The sequence below is a fragment of the Promicromonospora iranensis genome (genome assembly GCF_028994805.1).
Lineage (GTDB): Bacteria > Actinomycetota > Actinomycetes > Actinomycetales > Cellulomonadaceae > Promicromonospora > Promicromonospora iranensis.
In genome coordinates this window covers 49,384-73,487 of the sequence record NZ_JAJQQP010000010.1, presented here as the reverse complement: position 1 = coordinate 73,487, position 24,104 = coordinate 49,384, and the positions used below count along the sequence as shown (strand labels likewise).

General features: G+C 73.2%; 19 protein-coding genes. 14 read left to right on the top strand and 5 right to left on the bottom strand.

The annotated features are described in order from the left end of the window. Nucleotide 1 precedes the first annotated feature (1 nt). The 13 genes from LUM46_RS17540 to LUM46_RS17480 all read left to right on the top strand — a co-directional run bounded on the left by LUM46_RS17540 (nt 2) and on the right by LUM46_RS17480 (nt 18,163). Complete coding sequence (locus tag LUM46_RS17540; RefSeq protein WP_274995553.1) at nt 2-1,684, top strand: ABC transporter ATP-binding protein/permease; 1,683 nt, start codon at nt 2-4, stop codon at nt 1,682-1,684. Then, nucleotides 1,681-3,348 (top strand): ABC transporter ATP-binding protein, encoded by a 1,668-nt coding sequence (locus LUM46_RS17535; RefSeq protein ID WP_274995551.1) that lies wholly within the window; start codon nt 1,681-1,683, stop codon nt 3,346-3,348. Before LUM46_RS17540 ends, LUM46_RS17535 begins: the two co-directional genes overlap by 4 nt. Beyond that, the gene (locus LUM46_RS17530; RefSeq protein ID WP_274995550.1) at nt 3,345-4,322 is read left to right on the top strand and encodes an alpha/beta hydrolase; all 978 of its coding nucleotides are present in this window, start codon (nt 3,345-3,347) and stop codon (nt 4,320-4,322) included. Before LUM46_RS17535 ends, LUM46_RS17530 begins: the two co-directional genes overlap by 4 nt. A gap of 198 nt (nt 4,323-4,520) precedes the next feature. Then, a complete protein-coding gene (locus LUM46_RS17525; protein WP_274995548.1) occupies nt 4,521-6,182 on the top strand; it encodes an ABC transporter substrate-binding protein in 1,662 nt (553 codons plus the stop codon). A gap of 2 nt (nt 6,183-6,184) precedes the next feature. After that, the gene (locus tag LUM46_RS17520; RefSeq protein WP_274995547.1) at nt 6,185-7,255 is read left to right on the top strand and encodes an ABC transporter permease; all 1,071 of its coding nucleotides are present in this window, start codon (nt 6,185-6,187) and stop codon (nt 7,253-7,255) included. Nucleotides 7,256-7,260: 5 nt separating this feature from the next. Then, complete coding sequence (locus LUM46_RS17515) at nt 7,261-8,208, top strand: ABC transporter permease (RefSeq protein ID WP_274995545.1); 948 nt, start codon at nt 7,261-7,263, stop codon at nt 8,206-8,208. Next, the gene (locus LUM46_RS17510) at nt 8,208-9,353 is read left to right on the top strand and encodes an ABC transporter ATP-binding protein (RefSeq protein ID WP_274995543.1); all 1,146 of its coding nucleotides are present in this window, start codon (nt 8,208-8,210) and stop codon (nt 9,351-9,353) included. Before LUM46_RS17515 ends, LUM46_RS17510 begins: the two co-directional genes overlap by 1 nt. Beyond that, complete coding sequence (locus LUM46_RS17505) at nt 9,350-10,489, top strand: ABC transporter ATP-binding protein (RefSeq protein ID WP_274995541.1); 1,140 nt, start codon at nt 9,350-9,352, stop codon at nt 10,487-10,489. Before LUM46_RS17510 ends, LUM46_RS17505 begins: the two co-directional genes overlap by 4 nt. Continuing rightward, a complete protein-coding gene (locus LUM46_RS17500) occupies nt 10,486-11,568 on the top strand; it encodes a LacI family DNA-binding transcriptional regulator (protein ID WP_274995540.1) in 1,083 nt (360 codons plus the stop codon). The genes LUM46_RS17505 and LUM46_RS17500 overlap by 4 nt, the downstream gene beginning before the upstream one ends. Continuing rightward, entirely contained in the window at nt 11,565-13,163 is a 1,599-nt protein-coding gene (locus tag LUM46_RS17495) for an FAD-dependent oxidoreductase (protein WP_274995538.1), read from the top strand. The genes LUM46_RS17500 and LUM46_RS17495 overlap by 4 nt, the downstream gene beginning before the upstream one ends. A 44-nt stretch (nt 13,164-13,207) precedes the next feature. Beyond that, nucleotides 13,208-15,763, top strand: coding sequence for a beta-glucosidase family protein (locus tag LUM46_RS17490; protein WP_274995537.1), 2,556 nt, complete (start codon nt 13,208-13,210; stop codon nt 15,761-15,763). A 61-nt stretch (nt 15,764-15,824) separates the two neighbouring features. Further along, on the top strand, nt 15,825-17,387 hold the full coding sequence (locus LUM46_RS17485; RefSeq protein WP_274995536.1) for a cellulase family glycosylhydrolase: 1,563 nt from the start codon (nt 15,825-15,827) through the stop codon (nt 17,385-17,387). Between the two features lie 206 nt (nt 17,388-17,593). Beyond that, nucleotides 17,594-18,163 carry an exonuclease domain-containing protein gene (locus tag LUM46_RS17480; RefSeq protein WP_274995534.1) on the top strand — a complete coding sequence of 190 codons (570 nt, stop codon included), beginning with the start codon at nt 17,594-17,596 and terminating at the stop codon, nt 18,161-18,163. An 18-nt stretch (nt 18,164-18,181) separates the two neighbouring features. Here LUM46_RS17480 and LUM46_RS17475 read toward each other — a convergent pair whose 3' ends face one another. Further along, entirely contained in the window at nt 18,182-18,604 is a 423-nt protein-coding gene (locus LUM46_RS17475; protein ID WP_274995532.1) for a pyrophosphohydrolase domain-containing protein, read from the bottom strand. Nucleotides 18,605-18,831: 227 nt separating this feature from the next. Here LUM46_RS17475 and LUM46_RS17470 point away from each other — a divergent pair, with 227 nt between their 5' ends. Then, nucleotides 18,832-19,539, top strand: coding sequence for a response regulator (locus tag LUM46_RS17470; protein WP_274995531.1), 708 nt, complete (start codon nt 18,832-18,834; stop codon nt 19,537-19,539). A gap of 61 nt (nt 19,540-19,600) precedes the next feature. On the opposite strand, the gene LUM46_RS17465 is transcribed toward LUM46_RS17470, so the two are convergent. The 4 genes from LUM46_RS17465 to LUM46_RS17450 form a co-directional block, all read right to left on the bottom strand. Continuing rightward, entirely contained in the window at nt 19,601-20,590 is a 990-nt protein-coding gene (locus LUM46_RS17465; RefSeq protein ID WP_274995529.1) for a TQO small subunit DoxD, read from the bottom strand. Nucleotides 20,591-20,694: 104 nt separating this feature from the next. After that, entirely contained in the window at nt 20,695-21,921 is a 1,227-nt protein-coding gene (locus tag LUM46_RS17460) for a monooxygenase (RefSeq protein ID WP_274995527.1), read from the bottom strand. 49 nt (nt 21,922-21,970) lie between these two features. Further along, nucleotides 21,971-23,422 (bottom strand): HAMP domain-containing sensor histidine kinase, encoded by a 1,452-nt coding sequence (locus LUM46_RS17455; RefSeq protein WP_274995525.1) that lies wholly within the window; start codon nt 23,420-23,422, stop codon nt 21,971-21,973. Continuing rightward, nucleotides 23,419-24,093, bottom strand: coding sequence for a response regulator transcription factor (locus LUM46_RS17450; protein ID WP_274995864.1), 675 nt, complete (start codon nt 24,091-24,093; stop codon nt 23,419-23,421). The genes LUM46_RS17455 and LUM46_RS17450 overlap by 4 nt, the downstream gene beginning before the upstream one ends. Nucleotides 24,094-24,104 lie beyond the last annotated feature (11 nt).

The following is a 24,104-nucleotide window of genomic DNA, read 5'->3' as shown; positions in this document are numbered from 1 at the left end:
GGTGATCCACCGCAGGCTCCTGCAGCTCGCCGGGACGGTGCGGGGCGCGATCCTCGCCCTGGCCGCCGTCGGACTGGTCATGTCCGCGCTGCACGTGGCCTTCGCGCTCCTCGTCGGCCTCGTCGTCGCGGCGCTCGTCCGCGGCGACGGGGACGTCAGCGTGCCGCTGACGGCGCTCGCCGTGGTCGCGCTGGTCCGTGCGGCGGTGATCTGGGTGCGTGAGTCGCTGACCACCCGGATCGGCGTGTCGGTGCGCATCCGGCTGCGGAGCCGTCTGCTGGACAAGGTCGCGGCCGTTCCCGAGGCCGAGCGCCGCGCGGGGCGGACCGCCGCGACGGTGATCGACGGCGTCGACGGGCTGGACGCCTACTACACCCGCTACCTGCCGCAGCTCGTCGTCGTGCTCCTCGTCCCGGCGGCGGTCGCCGTGATCGTGGCGGTGCTCGCCCCGGCGGCGGGCGCCGTCCTCGCGGTCACGGCGGCCGTCGCGGTGCTGGCACCGCGGCTGTGGGACGCCCGCCTGCTGCGCAACGGCCGTGGCCGGTGGGCGGCCTTCACCCGGCTGTCCGGCGACTACGTCGAGGCGCTGCGGTCGGTCCCGCTGCTGCGCGGCTTCGGTGCCGCGGAGCGGGTCGGGGCCGAGCTCGACGCCCGCGCCGAGGACCTGCGCGAGCGGACCATGTCCCAGCTGCGCGTGTCGCTGGTCGAGAGCGCCTTCAGCGCCCTCGCCGTCCACGTCGGCGTGGTCGCCGCGGTGCTCGTCTCCCTCGCCGCGGTCGTCACCGGCAGCACGACGGCGACGACGGCGGTGCTGGTGCTCATGCTCGCCCGCGAGTGCTTCCGCCCCGTGGCGGAGCTCGGGCAGCACTGGCACGCCGGCTACCTGGGGCTGACCGCCGTCGACGGGCTCGACGGGCTGCTGTCCGCGGAACCGGCCGTGACCGGAGAGGGCTCGCGGACCGCTCCCGCCCGTGGCGGGGCGTCGGTCGAGCTCCGCGACGTCGGCTACCGGTACCCCGGCGCCGACACCGGCGTGCGCGGGATCGACCTCCGGATCGAGCCGGGGGAGACCGTGGCGGTCCTCGGGCCGTCGGGCGCGGGCAAGAGCACGCTCGCCCGGCTGCTCGAGCGCGGCGCCGACCCCGACGACGGTTCCGTGCACATCGACGGGACGGACCTGCGCGGCTATGCCCTGAGCGCGCTGCGCCGGAGCGTCGTCGTGGTGCCGCAGGACCCCGTGCTGTTCGCGTGGAGCGTCCGCGAGAACCTGCGGCTCTACCGGCCAGGGGCCACCGACGCGGAGGTCGAGGCCGCCGCGGCCGCCGCTGACGCCCACGACCTGGTCAGTGCCCTGCCCAGCGGCTACGACACGGTGCTCGCCGAGGACGGGGAGCAGCTCTCGGGCGGCCAGCGGCAGCGGATCGCGATCGCCCGTGCCCTGCTCGCCGAGGCCCCGGTGCTCGTGCTGGACGAGGTCACCTCGGCCCTCGACGCCGACACCGAACGCCGCGTCATCGCGGGCATCTTCGGTCATGCCGCCGGGCGCACGACGATCGTGATCGCGCACCGGCTCACCGCGGCGGAACGGTGCACCCGCTGGGTCCGCATCGAGAGCGGTCGGGTCGCCGCGACCGGTGCGGGCCCGCCCACGGCGCTCGCCCAGCCGACCGGAGCCGCACGATGACGCCGGTGCTCCGGCTCCTGCCGGTCATCGCCGTCCGCCGGCGGCTGTTCGTCGAGACGGTGGTGTGGAGCATCGTCACCCAGGTCGCCGTGCTGACCATCGCCCTCGGCCTGGCGCTGGTGGTCGGTCAGGTCGCGGCAGGCAACCCGGTCTCGCTCCCGGCGGTCTCGGCCGCCCTCGGCGCCGTCGCGGTGCTGGCGGCGGGGGCGGCCTGGCGGGAGTCCTGGGTCTCGCACGGCCTCGCCTACGGGCTCATCGGGATCCTGCGCGGCCGGGTCTTCGCGGCCCTGCGGCGGGCGCTGCCGTCGCGGCGGCAGCACCGCCGCACCGGCGAGCTGGTCACCACCGTCATGGGCGACATCGAGACGCTCGAGTGGCTGTACGCGCACACCGTCGCCCAGACGCTCAGCGCGGCGCTGGTCCTGGCGGTCAGCACGGTCGTCTCGCTCTCGATCACCCCGGTGCTCCTGCTGGTCTGGGTGCCGCTGCTCGTGGTCGGCGTGGTCGTGCCCCTGGTCACCGCGCGGGGCGCCCGGCGCAACGCCGAGGCGCTCTCGGCCGGGGCGGCGCAGGTGCGCTCGGAGCTGCTCGACACGATCCGCGGCATGCGCGAGCTGACCGGTGCGGACGCGCTGGACGCCCAGTTCGGGCGGATCACCGATGACACCCGCGCCCCCGCCGTCGTCCAGCAGCGTGAGGCGGGTCGGCTCGGCGTCGAGCGCGGCATCGCCGACGCCATGTTCGCCCTCGCCGCCGTCGGGGCGATAGCGGTCGCCCTGCAGAGCTCCGCCGCCGTCGAGGCCGCGGCGATCCCGCTCGCGATCACCGTCGCGGTGGCCGGCCTCGGTCCGGCCGCGCAGATCGCCGAGCTGCTGCGCAACGCCGGGACCCTGCGCGAGTCCGCCGCCCGGATCCTCGGCGCGCTGGACGAGCCGCCGGCGATCGATCCCGCTGCCGCGGCTCCGGCCGCCACGCACTCCGGCGAGTCGGGGCTCGTCTTCGACGGCGTGGGCTTCGCCTACGACGGGGCCCGGCCGGTGCTCGCGGGGTTCGACCTGCGGGTGCGTCCGGGCGAGATCGTCGCCCTCACCGGCCCGTCGGGCGCCGGGAAGACGACCGCCGCCCGGCTCGCGCTCCGGCTCTGGGACCCGGACGCCGGCAGCATCCGCCTCGACGGCGTGGACCTGCGCGCGCTGCCGGACGACCGGCTGCGCGAGCTCGTCGCCGTCGTCCCGCAGTCCTCCCCGCTGCTGCACGGGACCATCCGGAGCAACATCGTGCTCGGCCGGCCGGACGCTCCGGCACACGAGGTGCTGCGCGCCGCGCGGGCCGGGGGACTCGACCGTCCCGACGTCGGCCTGCCGCTCGGGCTGGACACGCCGGTCGGAGAGCACGGCGCCGGCCTGTCCGGCGGGCAGCGGGCCCGGGTCGCGATCGCGCGGGCGCTCCTGCGCGCGCCGCGGGTCCTCGTGCTCGACGAGGCGACGGCGTCCCTGGACCACGAGGCGGACACCGCGATCCTGGACCTGCTGGACGGCGACCGTGACTGCGCCGTCCTGCTGATCGCGCACCGGCCGGCCACCATCGCCCGGGCCGACCGGTGTGTCAGGCTGACGCCGGCGGCGCCACGCGCTGCCGTCCGCCGGAGCGAAGGAGAGGGATGACCGTCGAGGCCCAGAGGCCGGCGTGGCTCACGTGGACCGTCCGGGTCGTCGCGGCCGGTGGGGTCGCCGTCGTCGCGTGGGCCTGCCTGACCGCCGGGGAAGCCGTGGCCCACGGGCATCCCGCGTACGCGGTGCTGCTGGGGCTGACGGTGCTGGGCTGCGCCCTCGTGCTGTGGCGCAGCGTCCGACCCCGCCCCGCCCACCGCGGCTGGCGCGGGGTGCTCGACGTCGTCCTGGTCGTCGCGGGGATCGGCTGGATCGCGGCCATGGCCTGGTGCCGGCCGTACGTGGCCGTCGAGCCGGCGCTGGCCGCGATGGTCTCGGACGCGGAGGTCACCGTCACCGAGTCCGCGACGCGCGTCGAGCTCGCTCCCGCCGAGAACACGGACAGGAACGTGGACGGGACCGCCGTCTTCTTCCAGCCCGGGGCCAAGGTCGATGCCCGGGCCTATGCCGCGGTCCTGCGGCCGCTGGCCGAGGCGGGACACCCGGTGGTGATCGCCAAGCAGCCGCTGGGGATCGCCTTCCTCGCCACCGGGGCGTTCGACGGCGCCCGGGCACAGCTCCCCGACGCCGAGCGGTGGGTGGTGGGCGGGCACTCGCTCGGTGGCGTCGTCGCGTCGACGGCGGCGGACGACGGCGACCCGGACGGACCTGAGGCTGGTGCAGCGCCTGTCGTCGGGCTGCTCCTGTACGCCTCCTACCCGGCTGGGGATGTGAGCGGGTCGCTCACCGCCGAGGTGGAGTCGATCTCGGCCTCCCGGGACGGGCTGTCGACGCCGGACGACATCGAGGCCTCGCGCGCGAACCTGCCGGACGACAGCAGCTTCACGGTGGTCGACGGCGCCGCGCACGCCTTCTTCGCCGACTACGGTCCGCAGCCGGGCGACGGGACCCCGACGATCTCGCATGACGAGGCGCGAACCCAGATCTCGGCCGTGAGCAGGCGGTTCGTCGACAGGCTCAGCCCGTAGGCCGCCTCAGCCCGCCCAGGCGCCGGCGACGGTGACGGCGAGGGGCGCGGCACCGAGTTCGGCCGGGCCGTTGACGGGACCGCCCGGGCACCCCTATCTTTCTTGCTCATACGTAAGAGCACCTGGCGCCAGGACACTATGGCCTTGCTCATACGTATGAGCAGCGATCCGACCTCGACGAAGCGGAAGGGATCTGGCATGGGACACGCACGATCGTTCGGGCGGCGCGTTGCAGCGCTGACCATGGGACTGGTCTTGCTGACGTCGGCCTGCGCGGCCGACTCGACGCCTGACGAAGGCAGCGCCGGTGGCCGCGGCGACACCATGGTCTACGGCAAGACGGACGGCGGCACCACGTTCGTCCACAACTACAACGTGGTGGGACCGGCGGTCGACAAGGCGCCCAACATGGAGCTGATCTACGAACCGCTCATGCGGGTCGACTACAGCGACGGAGCGGTGGTCGAGCCGTGGCTCGCGGAGAGCTGGGAGTTCGACGACGCCGGCACCACGCTGACGGTCCGGCTGCGCGAGGGCGTCACCTTCTCGGACGGGGAGCCCTTCACGGCGGACGACGCGGTGTACTCCCTGAACCTGCCCGTCGAGCAGCCGGAGTTCTCGATCGCCGGCGTCACCTACGAGAAGGCCGACAAGGTCGACGACCTGACGTTCACCGTCACGTTCGCGGAGCCGGCCTTCGCTACCGTGAAGCAGTTCGCCAACATCCTGCTGCCGATGGTGCCCGAGCACATCTGGCGCGACCAGGACCTCAACACCTGGACCAACCCCGAACCCGTCGGTACGGGACCGTTCACCCTCGGCGAGTTCAAGCCGCAGCAGGTCACGCTGGCCGCGCGGGACGACTACTGGGGCGGCGACCTGCCGATGTCGACCTACAAGATCATCCCCACCAGCCAGGACGCCGCCAAGGCACAGCTCCTGCGCGGGGACATCGACATCGCGCAGGGCTCGTGGGCGAACGGGGAGCAGGAGTACACGGCCAAGGACCCGGAGCACCACCTGTACCAGCTCTACCCGAACGGTGGCGCGATGTCGGCGATGTTCAACTCCGGCCGCCCTCCGTTCGACGACGTCCACGTGCGGCGCGCGCTGGCCATGACGATGGACCGGTCCGCGATCACCACCACGCTGCAGCGGCCCGGCACGGAGGCGGGCCCGACCGGGCTCAACTCGACGGTCTACGCGGACTGGGTGGACCCCGACCTCACCGAGCCATGGCCTGTCGATCCCGACGGCGCCCTGGCAGAGCTGGCCGAGGGCGGCTGGACCGTCGAGGACGGCGCGCTGGTCAAGGACGGCGAGAGCTACCGGCCCAGCATCCTGTTCAACAACGACTGGGACTGGGGCAGCTACGCCGACATCCTCATCAACGGCTGGCGTGACTCGCTCGGCATCGAGGTCGAGCCCGCGGGTCAGCCCACGGCCGGCTTCTACGACGCGATGAACCTCGGCGACTTCGACATCTCCGCGACGTCCACGGGCGGCGCCGGCGTCTACGGCGTGTACAGCTTCCTGGACGGCGACTTCGTGGTCCCGGTGGGGGAGTCGGCGACGCTCAACCAGGGGCGCTGGTCCCATCCCGAGGCCGACGAGATCATCGATGCGATGGAGAGCACGGACGACGAGGCCGAGCTCAAGCGGCTGGGCCTGCGGATGCAGCGGCTCGTCGTCGACGAGGTGCCGTTCAGCCCGCTGTACGACAACTTCTACTTCGTGCAGATCAACGCGACCCGCTGGTCGGGCTGGCCCACGCCGGAGAACTTCGAGCACGTCCCGTTCGTCGGGATGGGGCCGGACCTCATCCTCACGATGCTCGACCTCGAGCCCGCGGACGGCTGACGATGACGACGACGGAGACGCCCGCCCCGGCGCGCACGGCAGCGGCGGACCCGCCCGCGGCGGTGCGGGCAGTGCGCCGCTGGGGGTTCCTGCTGCGCCGGCTCGGCTTCTACGCCGCGGCCGCGGCGGCCGCGATCGTGCTCAACTTCCTGCTGCCGCGCCTGATGCCCGGTGACCCCTCCTCGGCGATCGTGGAGGAGCTGCAGCGGGTCAGCGGGCAGCAGGTGCCGCCGGAGACCCTGGAGAGCATCCGGGCCATCTTCGGCGACCCGGACCAGAACCTCGGCGAGCAGTTCCTCGGGTACCTGGGCCAGCTCGCCCGCTTCGACCTCGGCGTCTCCGTCGTCAACTTCCCGGTGCCGGTGAGCGAGCTGGTGCTGGAGGCGCTGCCCTGGACCCTGTTGCTGGTCGGCACCACCACCGTGCTCGCGTTCGTGCTCGGCACGGGTCTCGGCGTGATCGCCGGGTGGAAGGCCGGCAGCCGGCTCGATTCCATCCTGACCCCCGTGACGGCGTTCCTCTCGTCGGTGCCGTACTTCTGGGTCGCGCTGCTCGCCCTGTGGGTGTTCGGCTTCGTGCTCGGCTGGTTCCCCCTGTCGGGCGGCTACGACGCCAACCTCACCGAGGGGTTCAACCTGCCGTTCCTCGCCTCCGTGCTGCACTACGGGGCGCTGCCTGCGGCGACGATCGTGTTCTCGGCGTTCGGCGGGTGGCTGCTCGGCATGCGGAACATGACCGTCACCACCGTCCGGGAGGACTACGTGCTGCTTGCCCAGGCCAAGGGCCTGTCCCGGGGTCGCGTCGTCCTGCGGTACGCCGCGCGCAACGCCATGCTGCCGAGCTTCACGGGCTTCGCCATGGCGCTCGGCGGCGTGATCGGCGGGGCGCTGCTGACCGAGACCGTCTTCAGCTATCCCGGCATCGGCTACCTGCTGTTCGAGTCCCTCACGAAGCGGGACTACCCGATGATGCAGGGCGTCTTCCTCATCGTGACGCTCGCGACGCTGCTGGCCAACCTGCTGGCCGACTCCCTGTACGTCGTGCTCGACCCGCGCATCCGGGAACAGGGGTGAGCGCCGTGCGGAGCGGACTCCTGAGGGGCTGGAAGGTCCGGGTCGGCCTGTCGGTCATCGTGTTCTTCGTGCTCCTGGCGCTGCTCGGACCGTGGCTCACCGCCGCTGTTCCCGGCCTTGACCCGCGGGCCAACGACCTGACCGCCATCGGTCAGCCGCCGAGTGCTCAGCACTGGCTCGGCACCACCCAGTTCGGCCAGGACGTGCTGGCCCAGACCATCGAGGGCGCCCGGGGATCCCTGTTCGTCGGGTTCCTTTCGGCGGTGATCGGCACGGCGCTCGCGATCCTCGTCGGGCTCCCCGCCGGGTACTTCGGCGGGCGCACCGACTCCTGGCTGAACTTCCTGTCCAACCTGTTCATCGTCATGCCGGTGCTGCCGCTCATCCTCATCGTCGCCGGCTACATGCAGGGCACGGGGCTGTGGGTCATCGCGCTGATCATCGGCTTCTTCGGCTGGTCGGGCGGTGCTCGCACCATCCGCGCGCAGGCCATGAGCGTGAGCAACCGGGACTTCGTGCTCGCGATGCGCACCCTCGGCGAGCCGCACCACCGGCTGCTGTTCCACGAGGTGCTGCCCCACCTCACCGGGTGGATCGCCGCGATGTTCCTGCAGGGCGTCATCGGCGGCGTCATGGCCGAGGCGGGGCTCGCGTTCCTCGGGATCTCCGACTCCGGCGCGATCAGCTGGGGCACGATGATCCAGGCCGCCCAGCAGCAGAGCGCGGTGCTGCGCGGGATGTGGTGGTGGTTCGTCCCGCCGGGGCTGTGCATCGCCCTGGTCGCGACGGCGGCGACGCTCGTGAACTTCGGCGTCGACGAGCTGTCCAACCCGAAGCTGCGCACGGTGCGGCGCTCCGTGGTGCGCCGCACCCGGGACCGCGCCGGCCGTGCCAGCCGTGCCGACCGTGCCGACGGCGTCGTCGGCGAGACCCGCGTGGGGAGCGATGCCTGATGGTCACGAGGACCGTGCACGAGTCCGACCGCACCGACACCGACCTGACCGACACCGACCTGACCGGCGCGCGCAGCGCGTCCGGCGCCGTCCTCGAGGTCACGGGCCTCGCCGTCGAGTACGTGACCGACGGCGACCCGGTGCGGGCCTGCGCGGACGTCACCTTCACGCTGCGCCGTGGCGAGATCCTCGGGGTGGCCGGCGAGTCGGGCTCCGGCAAGTCGACCCTGATCACCGCGCTCACCCGGCTCCAGCGGCCGCCCGCGGTCACCACGGCGGGGAGCATCGTGTTCCATCCTCGCGACGGCGGGCCCGCGGTGGACCTGGTGACCGCGAGCCCCAGGACGTTGCGTGCCCTGCGCTGGACCTCCCTGTCGATCGTGCTCCAGAGCGCCATGGACGCGCTCAACCCGGTGATGCGGCTCGGTGCTCAGTTCGCCGACGTGCTGCGTACCCACGACCGGTCCCTGAGCCGGGACGCCGCCTGGACGCGCGCGGCCGAGCTGCTCGCGACCGTCGGCATCTCGGGGGACCGGGTGCGCAGCTACCCGCACGAGCTGTCCGGGGGCATGCGGCAGCGGGCCAGCATCGCGCTGGCCCTCGCCTGCCGGCCCGAGCTCGTGGTGATGGACGAGCCCACGACGGCGGTCGACGTCGTCATGCAGCGGCAGATCCTCGCCCAGGTGCTGCGGCTGCGCCGGACGCTGGGGTTCGCCGTCGTCTTCGTGACGCACGACCTGTCGCTCCTGCTGGAGCTCGCCGACCGGATCGCCATCATGTACGCGGGCCGGGTCGTGGAGCTCGGTACCGCGCAGGAGATCTACGACGAGCCACGTCACCCGTACACCCGCGGGCTGCGCGACTCGTTCCCGCCGCTGCGGGCGCCCCTGCGCCGGCTCACCGGGATCCCGGGCACGCCGCCCGACCTGCGCCGCCCGCCGTCGGGCTGCCCGTTCCACCCCCGGTGCGCCGCGCGGTTCGACGGGTGCGACACCCACCTCCCTGGCCTGGTCGCCGCGGGCGGGCACGCCGTCGCGTGCCGGCTGCACGACCCGGCGGCGACCGGGCGACCCGCCGACACCGGGCAGCAGGACCGGGCCGCGAGGCCTGACCGGACCGCAGGACCCGAAGGAGGAGCACGATGACCGCGACCACCGTCCCCGCGACGTCCGCCCCCGGCACCACCGTGCCGGAGGCGCCGGTGCTGGAGGCCGTCGACGTGACCAAGCACTTCGCGGTGCGGTCCGCCGTCGGCGCCCGTTCGGTGGTGCGCGCCGTGGAGGGCGGCACGCTGGCCCTGCACCGCGGCCGCGTGGTGGCGCTGGTCGGGGAGTCGGGCAGCGGCAAGACGACGCTCGCCCGCCTGCTGGCCGGCTTCTACGCCCCGACCAGCGGCGAGATCCGGCTGGAGGGCACGCCCGTCCGCCGGCGTCGCGGCCGGGTGGAGCGCGGTTACCACCGGGACGTCCAGCTCATCTTCCAGGACCCGTTCGGCTCCCTGAACCCGCTGCACCGGGTGCGGCACAACCTCGAGCGGCCCCTCCGGCTGCACCACGCGGTGCGCGGCCGGGCCGAGCTGGACCGCCGGGTCCGGGAGCTGCTGGAGCGTGTGGCGCTGACGCCCGTGGAGCAGTATGTCGACAAGTTCCCGCACGAGCTGTCCGGCGGGCAGCGGCAGCGTGTCGTCATCGCCCGCGCCCTGGCCGTGGAACCCAAGGTGCTGCTGGGCGACGAACCCATCTCGATGCTCGACGTGTCGATCCGGCTGGAGATGCTCAACCTGCTCGACCGGCTGCGCAGCGAGGACGGCCTGGCCCTGCTCTACATCACGCACGACATCGCCAGCGCCCGCTACCTGTGCGACGACATCGTGGTGATGTACGCGGGCGAGATGGTCGAGGGCGGGCCCAAGGAGCAGGTCATCGCCGCACCCCAGCACCCGTACACCCGCCTGCTCGTCGAGTCGTCGCCCGACCCCGGCCGGGGCGCTCGCGACCGCGAGGCGCTGTTCGACGCCGATGCCGACAGCCTCGGTGAGCCCCCCAGCCTGATCGACCCGCCCGCCGGGTGCCGGTTCCACCCGCGCTGCCCGTTCGCCATGGACGTGTGCCGCACGCAGGCGCCGCCGCGCACCGACCTCGGCGGTGGCCGCTGGGCGCGCTGCTGGCTCCACCCGGAAGGGCGTGCGGGCGAGCTCGACCGCCCCGGGACCGACGCCGGGACCGACGCCGGACCCGTGGCCGAGCACGCCACCGACCGCACCACCCAGGAGAACCAGTGACCACGACCCCACGCCGCGCCAGGCCGCCGCGGCAGTCCGACGTCGCCCGGCTGGCCGGCGTCTCGCAGTCCGCCGTGTCCCGCGTGATCGGCGGCGACACGGACACGGCCCGGATCCCCGAGAGCACCCGCCGTCGCATCCAGGAGGCGATCAAGGAGCTGGGCTACGTGCCCAACCCGGCGGCACGCAAGCTCCGCACCGGCCGCAACCGGCTGCTGGGCGTGCACACCTTCGAGGCCGTGTTCCCGCGGGCCCGCGAGGACTTCTACTTCGAGTTCCTGCTCGGCATCGAGGAGCGGGCCGAGGAGATCGACCACGACCTGGTGCTGTTCACCTCCACCGGAGGGAGCGACGGGCGCCGTCGTGTCTACCGCGACGGCGTGAACCGGCTCAACCTGGCCGACGGCGCGGTGCTGCTCGGCGTCGCGGCCGACAAGGCGGAGCTGGCCCGGCTGGAGGCGGACGGGTACCCGTTCGTCCACATCGGACGGCGCGAGGTGCCGGGAACCCGCATCACGTGCGTCGTACCGGACTACGAGTCGGCCGCCGCCGCGATCGTCGACCACCTGGCCGACCTCGGGCACCGGGGGATCGGCTACCTGCGCACGGGCATCGACGAGGAGTCCTACGCCGACCGGCAGCGCGGCTACGAGTCCGCCGTCGCCCGGCGCGGGCTGCGCGACATGTCACCGAGCGGCCCGGGCTCCGCCGCGGCCGACGGCGGTGGGCTGGACCCTGTCTGGCTGGACGCCGTGGCGGACGGTGCGGTCACCGCGGTGGTCGCCGACGCCGAGTGGCTGGCGCACCCGCTCGCCGAGCAGCTCCGCGCCCGCGGGCTCGAGGTGCCGCGGGACGTGTCCGTCGCCGTCCTGGAGGGCGTGGCCCCCGATGCGCCGGTGCGCTGGGACTGCCTGCAGATCCCCCGCCGCGAGGTGGGCCGCCTCGCCATCGACACGCTCGTCGGCATGCTCGACGGGTCCGGAGAACCCGTGGCGGACGTGCTCGTGCCGTGCGTCGTCGTCCCGGGCGAGACCGTCGCCGCGCGTACCACCACACCACCGAGGGGGAGCACCGCATGAACGAGCGCAAGACGGACGTGCTGGTCGTAGGCGGCGGGCTGGGCGGCGTGGCCGCCGCACTGACCGCGGCCCGGCTGGGCCGCCGCGTCGTCCTGACCGAGCCCACCGACTGGCTGGGCGGCCAGCTCACCGCCCAGGCGGTGCCGCCCGACGAGCACACCTGGATCGAGGACGGCTACGCCCCGCCCGGGTACGCCGAGCTGCGCCGGCGCGTGCGCGACTACTACCGCCGCAACTACCCGCTGACACCGCGAGCCGGCGCCGACCCGCTCCTCGACCCCGGCCTGGGCATCGTCAGCCGCATGTGTCACGAACCCCGCGTCGCCGCCGCCGTCCTGGAGGAGATGATCGCCCCGTGGCGTGCCGGCGGGCAGATCGAGCTGCTCCTGTGCCACGACGCCGTCGCCGCCCACACGTCCGGTGACGAGGTGGACGCCGTCACCCTCCGCGACCTGCGCGACGGCGCCGAGACCACGGTCCACGCCGACTACGTCGTCGACGCCACCGAGCTCGGTGACCTGCTGGAGCTCGCCGACGTGGAGCACGTCGTCGGCGCCGAGGGGCACGACGAGACGGGCGAGCCGCACGCGCCCGCCGTCGCCGACCCCCTGGACCAGCAGGCCATCTCCTGGTGCTTCGCCCTGGAGCACCGGCCCGGCGAGGACCACACCGTCGACCGCCCGGCCGGGTACACGCACTGGCGCACCGCCGTCGCCCCGTTCTGGCCCGGCCCACAGCTCTCGCTCGACGACGTCGTGCCCATCACGCTGGAACCCCGCACCTGGCGCCTGTTCGAGCCGGACCACGCCCACCGCGCACCGTTCCCCCTGTGGACGTTCCGCCGCGTCCTGGCCCGCGACAACTTCGTCGACGGCGCCATGACCGACGTCACCGTCGTCAACTGGCCACAGATCGACTACTGGGAGGCGCCCCTGCTGGGCCCCGGGGTCGACGACACGGCCCGCGCGGCCGCGCACGCGGGCGCCCGCGACCTCTCCTTCTCGTTCCTGCACTGGCTGCAGACCGAGGCGCCGCGGCCCGACGGCGGCACGGGCTACCCCGGCCTGAGGCTGCGGCCCGATGTCACCGGGACGCCGGACGGTCTCGCCAAGACCCCGTACATCCGCGAGGCCCGCCGCATCCGGGCGGAGCTGACCGTCACCGAGCAGCACGTGGGCGTGCTGGCCCGGCCGGACGGCGCCGGGAGCGAGATCTTCGAGGACACCGTGGGCCTGGGCCGGTACCGGATCGACCTGCACCCCAGCACGGCCGGCCGCAGCTACGTGGACATCGAGGCGTACCCGTTCCAGGTGCCGCTCGGTGCCCTCGTCCCGGTGCGGGTGGAGAACCTGCTGCCGGCGGGCAAGAACATCGGGACCACGCACATCACCAACGGCTGCTACCGGCTGCACCCCGTGGAGTGGGGCATCGGCGAGGCGGTCGGTGCGCTCGTCGCGTTCTGCCTCGACCGGGGTCTGCCACCGCGCAAGGTGCGCAGCGACCCCGAGCGGCTGGCCGACTACCAGCGGCTGCTGAGCGACACGCTCGGCGTCACGCTCGCGTGGCCCGACGAGATCCGCACCCACCGCGACTGAGCCCTGCCCTGCCCGAGCCCTGGACCTAGCTGAGGACTGACGACATGACGATGACCAGCGACGCGAGCGCGCCCGCCGCCACGCCGTCCGACGACGACCTACGGCCCCTGCTTCGACGCCTCACGCTGGAGCAGAAGGTGCGCCTGCTGACCGGTGCCGACTTCTGGGCCCTGCACGCCGAGCCGGCGATCGGCCTGCGCCGGATCGTGCTGTCGGACGGCCCGTCCGGTATCCGCGGCGAGAGCTGGGACGACCGGCGCACGGCGCTCAACCTGCCGTCGGCCACCGCGCTCGGCGCCACCTGGGACCCGGAGCTGGCTCGCCGGTACGGCGGTGTGCTCGCCGCCGAGGCGCGGCGGGCCGGGGCGGACGTCGTGCTCGGCCCCACGATCAACCTGCACCGCAGCCCGCTCGGCGGCCGCCACTTCGAGGCGTACTCGGAGGACCCGCTGCTCACCTCCCGGCTCGCCGCCGCCACCGTGCGCGGCGTGCAGGACGGAGGCGTGGGCGCCACACCCAAGCACTACGTCGCCAACGACTTCGAGACCGAACGGTTCACGGCCGACGTCGTGGTGAGCGACAGGGCGCTGCGCGAGCTGTACCTCGCGGCGTTCGAGGAGACGGTGGTGCAGGAGCGTCCGTGGCTCGTGATGGCCGCGTACAACTCGGTGAACGGCGCCACCATGACCGAGAACCCGCTGCTCGCCGAGCCGCTGGCGGGCGAGTGGGGGTTCGACGGCGTCGTCGTCTCCGACTGGTGGGCCGCGTGCACCACCGAGCCGGCGGCGCTCACGCGGCTCGACCTGGTCATGCCGGGCCCGGGCGGGCCGTGGGGCGAGCAGCTCGTCGAGGCGGTGCGCGCCGGCCGGGTGCCCGAGGACGCGGTCGACCAGAAGGTGCTGCGGATCCTGCGGCTGGCTGCCCGGGTGGGTGCGCTCGACGGGTTCGCGCCCGCGGTGGCCGCACCGTCCGGCCTGGCGGCCGACCCCGAGGCCGCCCTCGAGGCCGGGCGTGCCCTGGCGCGGGAGGTGGCGGCCGCTGGAACCGTGCTGGTCCGCAACGCGGACGAGCTGCCCTGGGCGGCCGACGCGCTGCGGTCGGTCGCAGTGATCGGGCACAACGCGTTCCTGGCCCGCACACAGGGCGGCGGCAGCGCGCTGGTCGAGCCCGAACGCACCGTGTCCCCACTGGACGGGCTGCGTGCCGCCCTGCCCCACGCGGAGGTCACCTGGTCCCTCGGCGCCGTGGCACAGCCCGGCCTGGCACCCCTCCCGCTGGCGGACCTCACCGACCCGGTCTCCGGGGAGCCCGGCATCCGGGCGGTGTTCCGGGACGCCGACGGCGGGGTGGTGCACGACGAGAACCGCCGCACGGCCGACCTCGCCCGTCTCGGTTCGGACCGCCTCGGTGCCACCACGACCATCGAGGTCAGCACCCGGTACGTGCCCCGCGAGCCCGGCGAGGTGCGCCTCGGGGTCGCGGGTGCCGGGCACGCCGTGCTCACGGTCGACGGCCGGACCCTGGTCGAGACCACGCTCGTGCACACCGGGCAGGAGTTCGGCGGCGGTCTCGTGGCCCCGCCGTCGGCGAGCGCGCCCATGACCCTGACCGCCGGGGTGCCGGTGGACGTCGTGGTGCGGCTGGCGCTGCCCGAGCGTGAGCGCCCGGACAGCGCCGTGACCCTGACGCTCGGTCTCGACCTGGGCCAGGGCGACGCGGACGCGGAGATCGCCGCGGCGGCCGGTGCCGCCCGCGCCGCGGACGTCGCCGTGGTGGTCGTGGGCACGAGCGCCGAGGTCGAGAGCGAGGGCTTCGACCGCACCACGCTCGCGCTGCCCGGCCGCCAGGACGACCTGGTGCGCGCCGTCGCGGCCGCCAACCCGCGCACGGTGGTGGTCGTCAACGCGGGGGCGCCCGTGCTGCTGCCCTGGCGGGACGACGTCGCCGCCGTGCTGCTCACCTGGTTCGGCGGGCAGGAGTACGGGCACGCGCTCGCCGACGTGCTGCTCGGCGTCGTCGAGCCCGGCGGACGCCTGCCCACCACGTGGCCCGTCGCCGAGGCGGACGTGCCCGTGCTCGACACCACCCCCGTCGACGGTGCGGTGCGCTACGACGAGGGCATCCACGTCGGGTACCGCGCCTGGCTGCGGGCCGGCCGCGTGCCCGCCTACCCGTTCGGGCACGGGCTCGGGTACACCACCTGGCGGCTCGACGGTCTGCGGGCGCCGGCCGACGTGGAGCCCGGGGCCGGGTTCGAGGTGCGCGTCGAGGCCACCAACACCGGCACCCGGGCGGGCAAGCACGTGGTCCAGGTCTACCTCTCGGGACCCGACGGCGGCGACACGCCTCCGGGCCTCGGCCGGGACGTGGCGGAGCGACCCGTGCGCCGGCTCGCCGGGTTCGCCGTCGTCCACGCGGAGCCGGGCGCGACCGTGACCGCGGTCGTGCACGTCCCCGCGCGGTCGCTCGCCCGCTGGGACGGCGGGTGGCGGACCGACCCGGGCGTGCTCACCGTCCATGCGGGCCCGCACGTCGCCGACCTGCCGCTCAGCGCCGACGTCGTCATCGGCGAACCGGAGGGGGTGGTCGCACCCCGCTGACCGCTGGACCGCTGCCACCACGGAGCTCGACCACTCGTTCAACGAAGAACGGAGAACCATCGTGCTGCGCAACATCCTCCTGAGGGGCCGTGCGCCCCTGTCCGTCACCGCCGGCTCCCGGCCCGCCCCGCGCCGGCCCTGGCGCCACGCCATCGCCGCCTCGGCGCTCGCGCTCGTCGTCGCAGGCACCGGCCTCGTCGTCCCGGCCGCGGCGTCGGGTGCCGCCGCGGGTCCGGGCGCCGCGGGTCCGGCCGAAGCGGCGGAAGCCGCGCCGGCCGCCGTGTCCCGGCTCGGCACCTCCGGCAACACGATCGTGAACGCCGCGGGCAGCCCTGTCCAGCTCCGCGGCGTGTCCGTGCTCGCGCCCCGGCACAACGCCGAGTGCCCCGAGTGTCACCCCAGGCCGATCTCCGACGTGATCGACATGACGGTCTCCGACGGCTGGGAGTCCGACGTCGTACGCCTGCCCGTCACGATCTGGGGCTCGCTCAGCGTCGAGGACAACGTGGCCCGGTACGTGGACCCCTACGTGCAGCAGGCCGTGGACCTCGGCATCTACATCATCGTGGACCTGCACCACGTGTCCGACTACGGCACCGGCGGGGTGCCGCAGTCGGCGGTGTCGGAGTTCTGGGACTACGTCGCGCCCCTGTACGCGGACGTGCCGAACGTCATCTACGAGGTGTTCAACGAGCCCGTCGCGCCCGCGAGCTGGGCCACCTGGAAGTCGTACATCCAGCCGGTGGTCGACGACATCCGGGCCGTGGCGCCCGAGACGCTGCTGCTGATGGGCGGCCCGCAGTGGAGCACCTACGTCAACCAGGCCGCGGCCGACCCGATCGCCGGGAACGACATCGCGTACGTCTACCACCTGTATCCCAACCAGGGGGAGGCGACCGCGGCGAACCTGGACGCGAAGTTCGGCAACGCCGCCCGGCAGATCCCGGTGATCCTCACCGAGTTCGGGTGGAACCCGCCCGGCGAGTTCTCCGACCCGGTGGTCACGCAGGGCACCACGTCCGGCTGGGGCATCCCGCTGCGCGAGTACCTCGACGCCCGCCCGCACATCAGCTGGACGGCGTGGATCTTCGACAACTACTGGAAGCCGCAGATGTTCGACCACGACTGGAACCTGCTCGGCGGGGAGTACCAGGGCGAGATGATCAAGGCGTGGCTGGCCGAGCAGCCGTACGCGTCGCCCTGCGCCTCCCACGCGGCGGTCGGCGCGACGGCGGTCGCGTCGTCGGCCAACAGCGCGACGAGCGGTGCGGCCAAGGCCGTGGACGGCGACTGCACGAACGCGGGGCGCTGGCTGTCCGCGGTCGGTGACGCCACGCCGACCCTGACGATCACGCTCGACGCGCCCACGGTGGTCGAGCAGATCGACGTGTACAGCGGGTTCGTGGGCGGGGGATCGGTCAACGTGCTGCGCGACTTCGCGGTCGAGGTGCACACGTCCGCGGGGTGGCAGCAGGTCGCGGACTACCAGGACAACGTGCTCGGCCTGGTGAGCGCGCCGGGGTCGGCGGCAGCCGTCGACCAGGTGCGCCTGGTCATCACGGACCCGTCGGACTACGACCCGGACGTCGCCCGGGTCTTCGAGGTGGCCGTCCGGGAGGGCTGATCCGCCGTAGGCCACGCCACGGGCGGGCAGCCAGAGCTGACTCCCGTTCAGCAGGCTCCAGGCGACCACCGAAGGGGTGGTTCCGGCACGCTGGAGCCTGCTGAACGGTCCTCAGGAGCGGTGCCCTGCCGCGGCAGGCCGTGGGCTGCGGCGCGCCCGGCGTTTTGGTCGCCGGACCGGGCGCTCGCCGTCCTACGATGCCCGGCATGCCCTCCGCCGCTCTGCCCGGCCTGTCGTTCACCGCCATCGACTTCGAGACAGCCAACCCGAAGCGGGCCTCGGTGTGCGCCGTCGGGGTCGTCAAGGTCCGGGACGGCGTCGTCGTCGACTCGCTCGAGACGCTGGTCCAGCCGCCGCCGGGGCACCAGTCGTTCGGCAGCTTCAACGTGCGGGTCCACGGGATCACCGAGTGGGACGTGGTCGGTGCGCCGACCTGGGACGTCGTCTACCCGAAGCTCGCCGAGCTCGTGGGCGGGGACACGCTCGTGGCGCACAACGCCTCCTTCGACCGCTCGGTGCTGACGCAGGCGAGCGAGGTGTACGGGCTCGCCGTGCCGCGGTCGTCGTGGCTCTGCACCCGGGACACGGCGCGGTCGGTGCTGGACCTCACGTCGTACAAGCTGCCCGACGTCTCCCGGGCGCTGGACATCGCCGCGCACGACCACCACGACGCCGGGGCGGACGCGCGGCAGTGCGCGCTCGTGCTCGTGGAGCTCTGCCGACGGCTGGGCCCGAACGGGGTGGGTCTGCTGGGGCAGCACGTCAGGACGTGGTGAGCCCGCGGCGCACCGCTCCTACGATCCGATGGTCGACGGCCGTTCGACGAGGCCGTCGAGCACCGGCGGCTGGTAGCTGGGCCCCTTGAGCACCTTGCCGTCGGCTCGGCGCACGACCTGGCCGTCGTCGTCGACCTTGCTCAGGTTGGACCGGTGGACCTCGACGAACACGGCGGGAAGGTCGATCCCGAGCGCGTCAGCGGCGCCGTAGGTCACGTAGAGAACGTCGGCCAGCTCCTTGGCGACCGCGCGGTAGGCGGCGACCGGGTCGTCGCCGTCCCGCAGCGCCGTGGCGAGGTCGGTGAGCGCCTCGGCGGCCTCGCCGGCTTCTTCGGCCAACAGCGTCCGCCGGTGCTCCGGGAGCTCGGGACGTCCGGTCCTGACCTCACCGTCGAACAGCTCGCGGAACTCGGCGACCCGTCGCATGGGCTCATGATCCATGCCCCGACCCTAAGTGCGGACGGATGGTGGGCGCCCCTGGACAGGGGACCGGGGCTGGACTCAGCCGGGCCCCTGCCGTGTCGCGCCGTTCTAACAGTCGTCTCAGGTTCGCTCGGTAGGAAGGAGGCATCGCCCGGCGACGCGGGTCTCGGCCTCGCCGACATGGCCGAGCGCGCCACGCCCTACGGCGGCTGGACCGTCTACGCGACCCGGAAAGGTAGCCGTTCATGATCTCTGTGCTCGTGGTGGCCGCGCAGCCGCTGCAGCGCTTCGGGTTTCGCATGTTGCTGGAGAGCACCCCCGACACCGAGATCGTCGGTGAGGCCGAGAACGGCGCCGAGGCCGTTCGGTGGACCACCGAGCTGTATCCCGACGTGGTGCTGATGGACGTCCGTATGGCGGGCGACGACGGGATCGAGGCCACCCGGCGCATCGTCGCCGCCGGTGGGCGTTCGCGGATCCTGGTGCTGACGACGTTCGACGTGGACCGGTACGCGCTCGCCGCGCTGCGGGCCGGGGCGAGTGGTTTCCTGCTGACGAACACCCGCCCGGAGGAGCTGCTCGCCGGCATCCGGGCCGTCGCTGCCGGGGACGCGGTGATCGCGCCGGCGCTGACCCGGCGGCTGCTCGACGAGTTCGCCGACCGGCTCGGTGACGACCTCTGCGGGCCCGTGCGGGAAGATCCCCGGCTGGGCTTCCTGACCCGCCGCGAGCGCGAGATCCTCGTCGCCATCGGCCACGGCCTCACCAACGGCGAGATCGCGCAACGGTTCACGCTGTCGGAATCGACGGTGAAGACCCACGTCGGGCGGGTCCTCGCCAAGATCGGCGCACGCGACCGGGTCCAGGCCGTCATCCTTGCCTACGACCTGAGACTCACCCGGCCGGCCGATCCGGCGCCTCGTCCCGCGCATCTGTCGGGGGCGCGACGGTAGCTCCCGGCCGCCCACGTCACCGCCCGTCCGACCGCCACGGGGTCGCACGGGCGGTGTGCAGCTATTCAGTGGTGACCTGCCCGTCGACGACGTGCACCGGCACGGTGGCCAGGGGGGTCGTCGCTGGTCCGCCGGTGACCTGGCCGTTGTCGTCGAACGTGGATCCGTGGCACGGGCAGCGGAAGCCGGGGTCCGCGGGCTTGATGGGGCAGCCCTGGTGTGTGCAGGCGGCGAGGAACGCCAGGAAGGTGTCGGTCGAAGGGCGCAACAGGTATGCGGCGGAACCGTTCGGCGTGGTGAAGCGTGTCGACGAACCGACGGCGACGTCGGCGACCGCAGCGATCACTGTCGGGGAGCTCGTTCCTGGGTCTTCTGGCTGGCCTTCTTGCTGGTCGTCTTGCTGGCTCGGTTCCGGGGTGGTGGTGCGCCGGGTCAGGGCGAAGACAGTGCCGCCGAGGGCAGCGGCCGTCGCGGCGATCAGACCGCCCCGGAGCAAGGTGCGTCGTTCGGCAACGCTTCCTTGCTCCGGGGTGGGGTTCGGCCGGCGACGACGACGTATCGCGTCGCGCAGGAGGGCTGACATGGAGAACGGGCCTGCGTCGCCGGCGATCAGCAGCGGGGTCCAGGCGGCCGCGAAGACGATGTCGGCGCCGAAGTAGTAGGGGCGGGTCGTCCAGCTGACGGTGAGGAAGAAGCTCAGCGCGAGGAGAAGCCCGCCGAGTGCGGCGATACGGGTGAACAGCCCGAGCAGGGTGCCCAGCCCGACAGCGATCTCGCCGAAGGCGATGACGAGGCCGGTGACGGCCGGGTGCTCGGCCGTGAAGGACACCAGCGGACCGATCGGCGAGGTTGTCGCGGCGTGCAGCATCTGAGCGTGGATGCCGAGGGGTGAGGTGTGGTCCAGGTAGTGGGGGTCGAGGATCTTGGAGAGGCCTGCGTAGATGAAGGTGCCGCCGAGGAAGACGCGCAGCGGGAGGAGCGCCCAGATCGGTGTCCGTTGTGGCGCATCGACCGGTGGCGTCGTCTCGCCTGGGGAAGGTGTGGGGGACACGAGAGGTCGCCTTTCATGTCGCAGGTTCAGTGCGGACGTGTGTGAGCTCAGAGCTGTCTTTCGGCTTGTTGACCTCAGTGAGCTCACACACGTCCGCTGCTTCGTCAGGACTTGCGGGGGGAGATCGTCATGAAGTCAACGCACATCTCGTCGCCGGTGCCGTCGCCCCACACCACGTAGCGCGGCGGCAGACTGCTCAGCTGCGGCAACTGTTTGCGCAGCCCCGCGTCGTGCGTACACGTCACCCGCAGCGTGTCCCCCGGACCGATCTCCATCGGCGACGGCAGCTTCACCATCCGCTGGTTGTCGAAGTCGAACTGCGGCACGTCCAGCAGGACCTTGGCCTTCGGGGTGCCCGGGTTGAGCTCGACCTTCATGGACTTCCCGAGCATGTGCATGTGACCGAAATTGGCGAACACCGTCACCGGCTCCTCGACCTCGTGGTCGCAGGACTGGGTGTCACCGGGCGTCGGCACGCCGCCCTCGTTGCACTCCTCCACCAGCTCGTCCGCGAATCCGCCGGCCTCCGACCCGAACCGCTTCTTCACATCCGCGATCGAGGCCGCCCGGTCACAGAGCGGACCCGACTCGTCGGCGGCGCAGGGCAGGTCGGTCGGCGCGTTGACCGTCCACGTCTCGAGCGTCCGGGTCTGCGGCGTGCCGTCCGTCAGCCGCAGCCGCACCGCCGAGCGGTCCGACCCGGCCGGCTCGCCGTCGGTCGCGAGCAGGTTGTAGTGCATCTGGAAGATGATCAGGCTGCCCGGCTCCAGCTTGAAGCCGACGTCCTGGTCGAGCAGAGTCTCCGTGGCGCCCGGCGCCCAGGTGGCCGCCCACACCGCGCCCGGGCCGCCGCCCTCGTCATCGTCGTCCACGAAGTCGGCACCCTCCACGCCGGTCCCGCCGAAACACTGCCAGCCGGGGCCGGGAGTCTTCGCGTCCTGCTCGCGCACCGCGGCGGCGGCGCCCGGTGGCACCGCGTACACGATGCCGTGGTGCGCGATGGCGACGTTGTCCGGCATGACCTGGGTCCCGGTCAGGAACGCCTCCTCGGTCAGGCCCGGATCGAGCACCTGGCACCGGTACTCGTCCACGGCGCCCTCCGGAGGCTCGGGCGTGTAGCCCTCGGGTATCTTCAGCTCGAGGAACCGCTCGCCGTCGCGCAGCGGCTGCGGTGGAGCCGAGGACGCGCCCGCGTGCGCGCTGTGCGGGCCGGCCGCGGTGGGCGCCGCACCGTTGTCGGCGGCCGACCCGCAGGCGGCGACAGCGAGCACCGCCGCCAGCGCCATGGCGGCCGCCCCGAACTTCCGCAGTGGACTCTCAGGTTGTGTCATGGCCTGAACGCTAGGCTCGATCCCGTCCCGTTTCGTCGTACTACGGTCGTCACAATCGGGGGAGAGAAGTGGTACCACGGTACGTCTCTCCGGAGCTGTCCCGCGCCGCAGCAGGGAGGTCGACCCGAAGCAGCGCGCCACCGCGTGCGGACCGGGCGACGGTGACCCGGCCGTCGTGGGCGTCGACGACCCGCTGCACGATCGACAGCCCCAGACCGGATCCTGGCAACGCCCGGGCGCTGTCGGCACGGTAGAACCGGTCGAACACCCGCGGCACGTCGACAGCGTCGATGCCCGGCCCTGCGTCGTCGACCTCGAGCACGGCCGACGCGCCCTCGGCACGGAGCCGGACCTGGACCGGCTGGTCCGCGGGAGACCACTTGCCGGCATTGTCGATGAGGTTGAGCACGGCCCGTCGGAGGCCGGCGGGACGTCCGCTCACCCACACGGAGGTCACGTCGAGCGTGACCTCGATGTCGGGCACACGGGAACGCGCCCGGGCCGCGGCGGCCACCACCACGTCGGCGAGGTCGAGCACCTCGGTGCTCTCGTCGCTGACGTCGCCGCGCGCCAGGTCGGTCAGCTCGGCGGCAAGGGTGCTCAGCTCGGCCACCTGGGCGCCGAGATCGTTGAGCAGCCGGGTCCGGCTCTCCGCCGGCAGTGCGCTGTCGAGGGTGCCGCGCCGATCGAGCCGGATCAGCAGCTCGACGTTGAGGCGCAGGCTGGTGAGCGGGGTCTTGAGCTCGTGGTCGGCGTCCTCGACGAGCAGCCGCTGGGCCCGACGGGAGTCCCGGAGCGCGGCGAGCATGTCGTTGATCGCCTGGATCAGCCGCCGGATCTCCCCACCGCCCTCGTCCGGGATGTCGGCGTCGAGATCCCGGGTGTGCGCGACACGGACCGCGGCGGCGGTCAGCCGGTCGATCGGTGCCAGCCCGGTCCGCGCCACGGCCCGCCCGACAAGGGCGCCGCCGACCACGCAGAGCAGCCCGATCAGCAGCATGCCCCACCCGAACTGGTTGACCGGCCTGTCGTCGGCGGCGCGGGCCACCTGGACCGCGCCGCCGTCCGCCCGCAGCGTGTAGACGAGGTAACCGTCGTCGTCGCTGTCGCCCGACTCCATCAGGTCGGCCGACGCGCCCTGCGCCACGCGCCCGGCGCGCTCGCTGACCGGGGGCAGCGCGGGTTGTCCGGCAGGCGTCCGGGTCGAGCCGTCGGGCAGGATGACCCGCACCAGTCGACCGGATCCGGGATACGGCGGTAGCTGGACCTGCGCCAGACCGGCGCGTTCCGCGTCCGTCGCCAGGACGCGGGAGTCGGCGCGCAGCTGATCCTCCGCGGCGTCCTGCAGCTCCGATTCCAGTAGCTCGCTGGCTACTTGGAAGGCCAGGAAGACGCAGACCGCGATGGCCGTCGCCGCGATCACCGTCAGCCTGGTCCGCAGCGACCGGCGCCGCCACCAACGGGTCAGCCGGCGCGAGCCTCGGCCGGCGGGCCTGCTCACGGAGGAGTCTCCCGCATCGTGTACCCCAGGCCGCGCAGCGTGTAGATCAACCGCGGTTCACCCTCGGCCTCCATCTTGCGGCGCAGGTAGCTCACGTACACCTGGAGGTTGTTGGCGGTGACGCTCATGTCGAAGCCCCAGATCGCCTCGAACAGCGCGTCGCGGGTCAACACCCTGGTCGCGTTGCGCACGAGCACCTGCAGCAGGGAGAACTCGGTCCGGGTCAGGCGGAGCGGCCGCTCGCCTCGCCAGGCCTCGAACCTGTCGGGATCGACCCGGACGTCGGCGAAGATGAGGATCTGCGACTCGTCGTCGCCCGGCGCGCGGCGGCGCAGCAGGGCCCGCACCCGCGCCAGCAGCTCCTCGGTGGCGAACGGCTTGGGCAGATAGTCGTCGGCGCCCGCGTCCAGCCCCGCGACCCGGTCGAAGACCTGATCCCGGGCGGTGAGCATCAGCACCGGCAGATCCTGACCCGCCGCCCGCAACCGCCGGCACGTCTCCAACCCGCCGAGGCGGGGCATCATCACGTCGAGGATCAGCAGATCCGGCGCGTCGCCACCGACCTCGTCGAGCACGGCGAGACCGTTGGCGACGGTGCTGGTGTCGTAACCCTCGACCTGGAGCACCCGTTCCAGCGACTCACGGATAGCCGCCTCGTCATCCGCGATCATGATCCGCACGC

Bases quoted from the DNA above. Each gene is read 5' to 3' on its own strand.
- LUM46_RS17535 (WP_274995551.1), top strand. From the start codon at position 1,681: ATGACGCCGGTGCTCCGGCTCCTGCCGGTCATCGCCGTCCGCCGGCGG.
- LUM46_RS17530 (WP_274995550.1), top strand. From the start codon at position 3,345: ATGACCGTCGAGGCCCAGAGGCCGGCGTGGCTCACGTGGACCGTCCGG.
- LUM46_RS17525 (WP_274995548.1), top strand. From the start codon at position 4,521: ATGGGACACGCACGATCGTTCGGGCGGCGCGTTGCAGCGCTGACCATG.
- LUM46_RS17520 (WP_274995547.1), top strand. From the start codon at position 6,185: ATGACGACGACGGAGACGCCCGCCCCGGCGCGCACGGCAGCGGCGGAC.
- LUM46_RS17510 (WP_274995543.1), top strand. From the start codon at position 8,208: ATGGTCACGAGGACCGTGCACGAGTCCGACCGCACCGACACCGACCTG.
- LUM46_RS17505 (WP_274995541.1), top strand. From the start codon at position 9,350: ATGACCGCGACCACCGTCCCCGCGACGTCCGCCCCCGGCACCACCGTG.
- LUM46_RS17495 (WP_274995538.1), top strand. From the start codon at position 11,565: ATGAACGAGCGCAAGACGGACGTGCTGGTCGTAGGCGGCGGGCTGGGC.
- LUM46_RS17490 (WP_274995537.1), top strand. From the start codon at position 13,208: ATGACGATGACCAGCGACGCGAGCGCGCCCGCCGCCACGCCGTCCGAC.
- LUM46_RS17480 (WP_274995534.1), top strand. From the start codon at position 17,594: ATGCCCTCCGCCGCTCTGCCCGGCCTGTCGTTCACCGCCATCGACTTC.
- LUM46_RS17475 (WP_274995532.1), bottom strand. From the start codon at position 18,604: ATGGATCATGAGCCCATGCGACGGGTCGCCGAGTTCCGCGAGCTGTTC.
- LUM46_RS17470 (WP_274995531.1), top strand. From the start codon at position 18,832: ATGATCTCTGTGCTCGTGGTGGCCGCGCAGCCGCTGCAGCGCTTCGGG.
- LUM46_RS17460 (WP_274995527.1), bottom strand. From the start codon at position 21,921: ATGACACAACCTGAGAGTCCACTGCGGAAGTTCGGGGCGGCCGCCATG.
- LUM46_RS17450 (WP_274995864.1), bottom strand. From the start codon at position 24,093: ATGATCGCGGATGACGAGGCGGCTATCCGTGAGTCGCTGGAACGGGTG.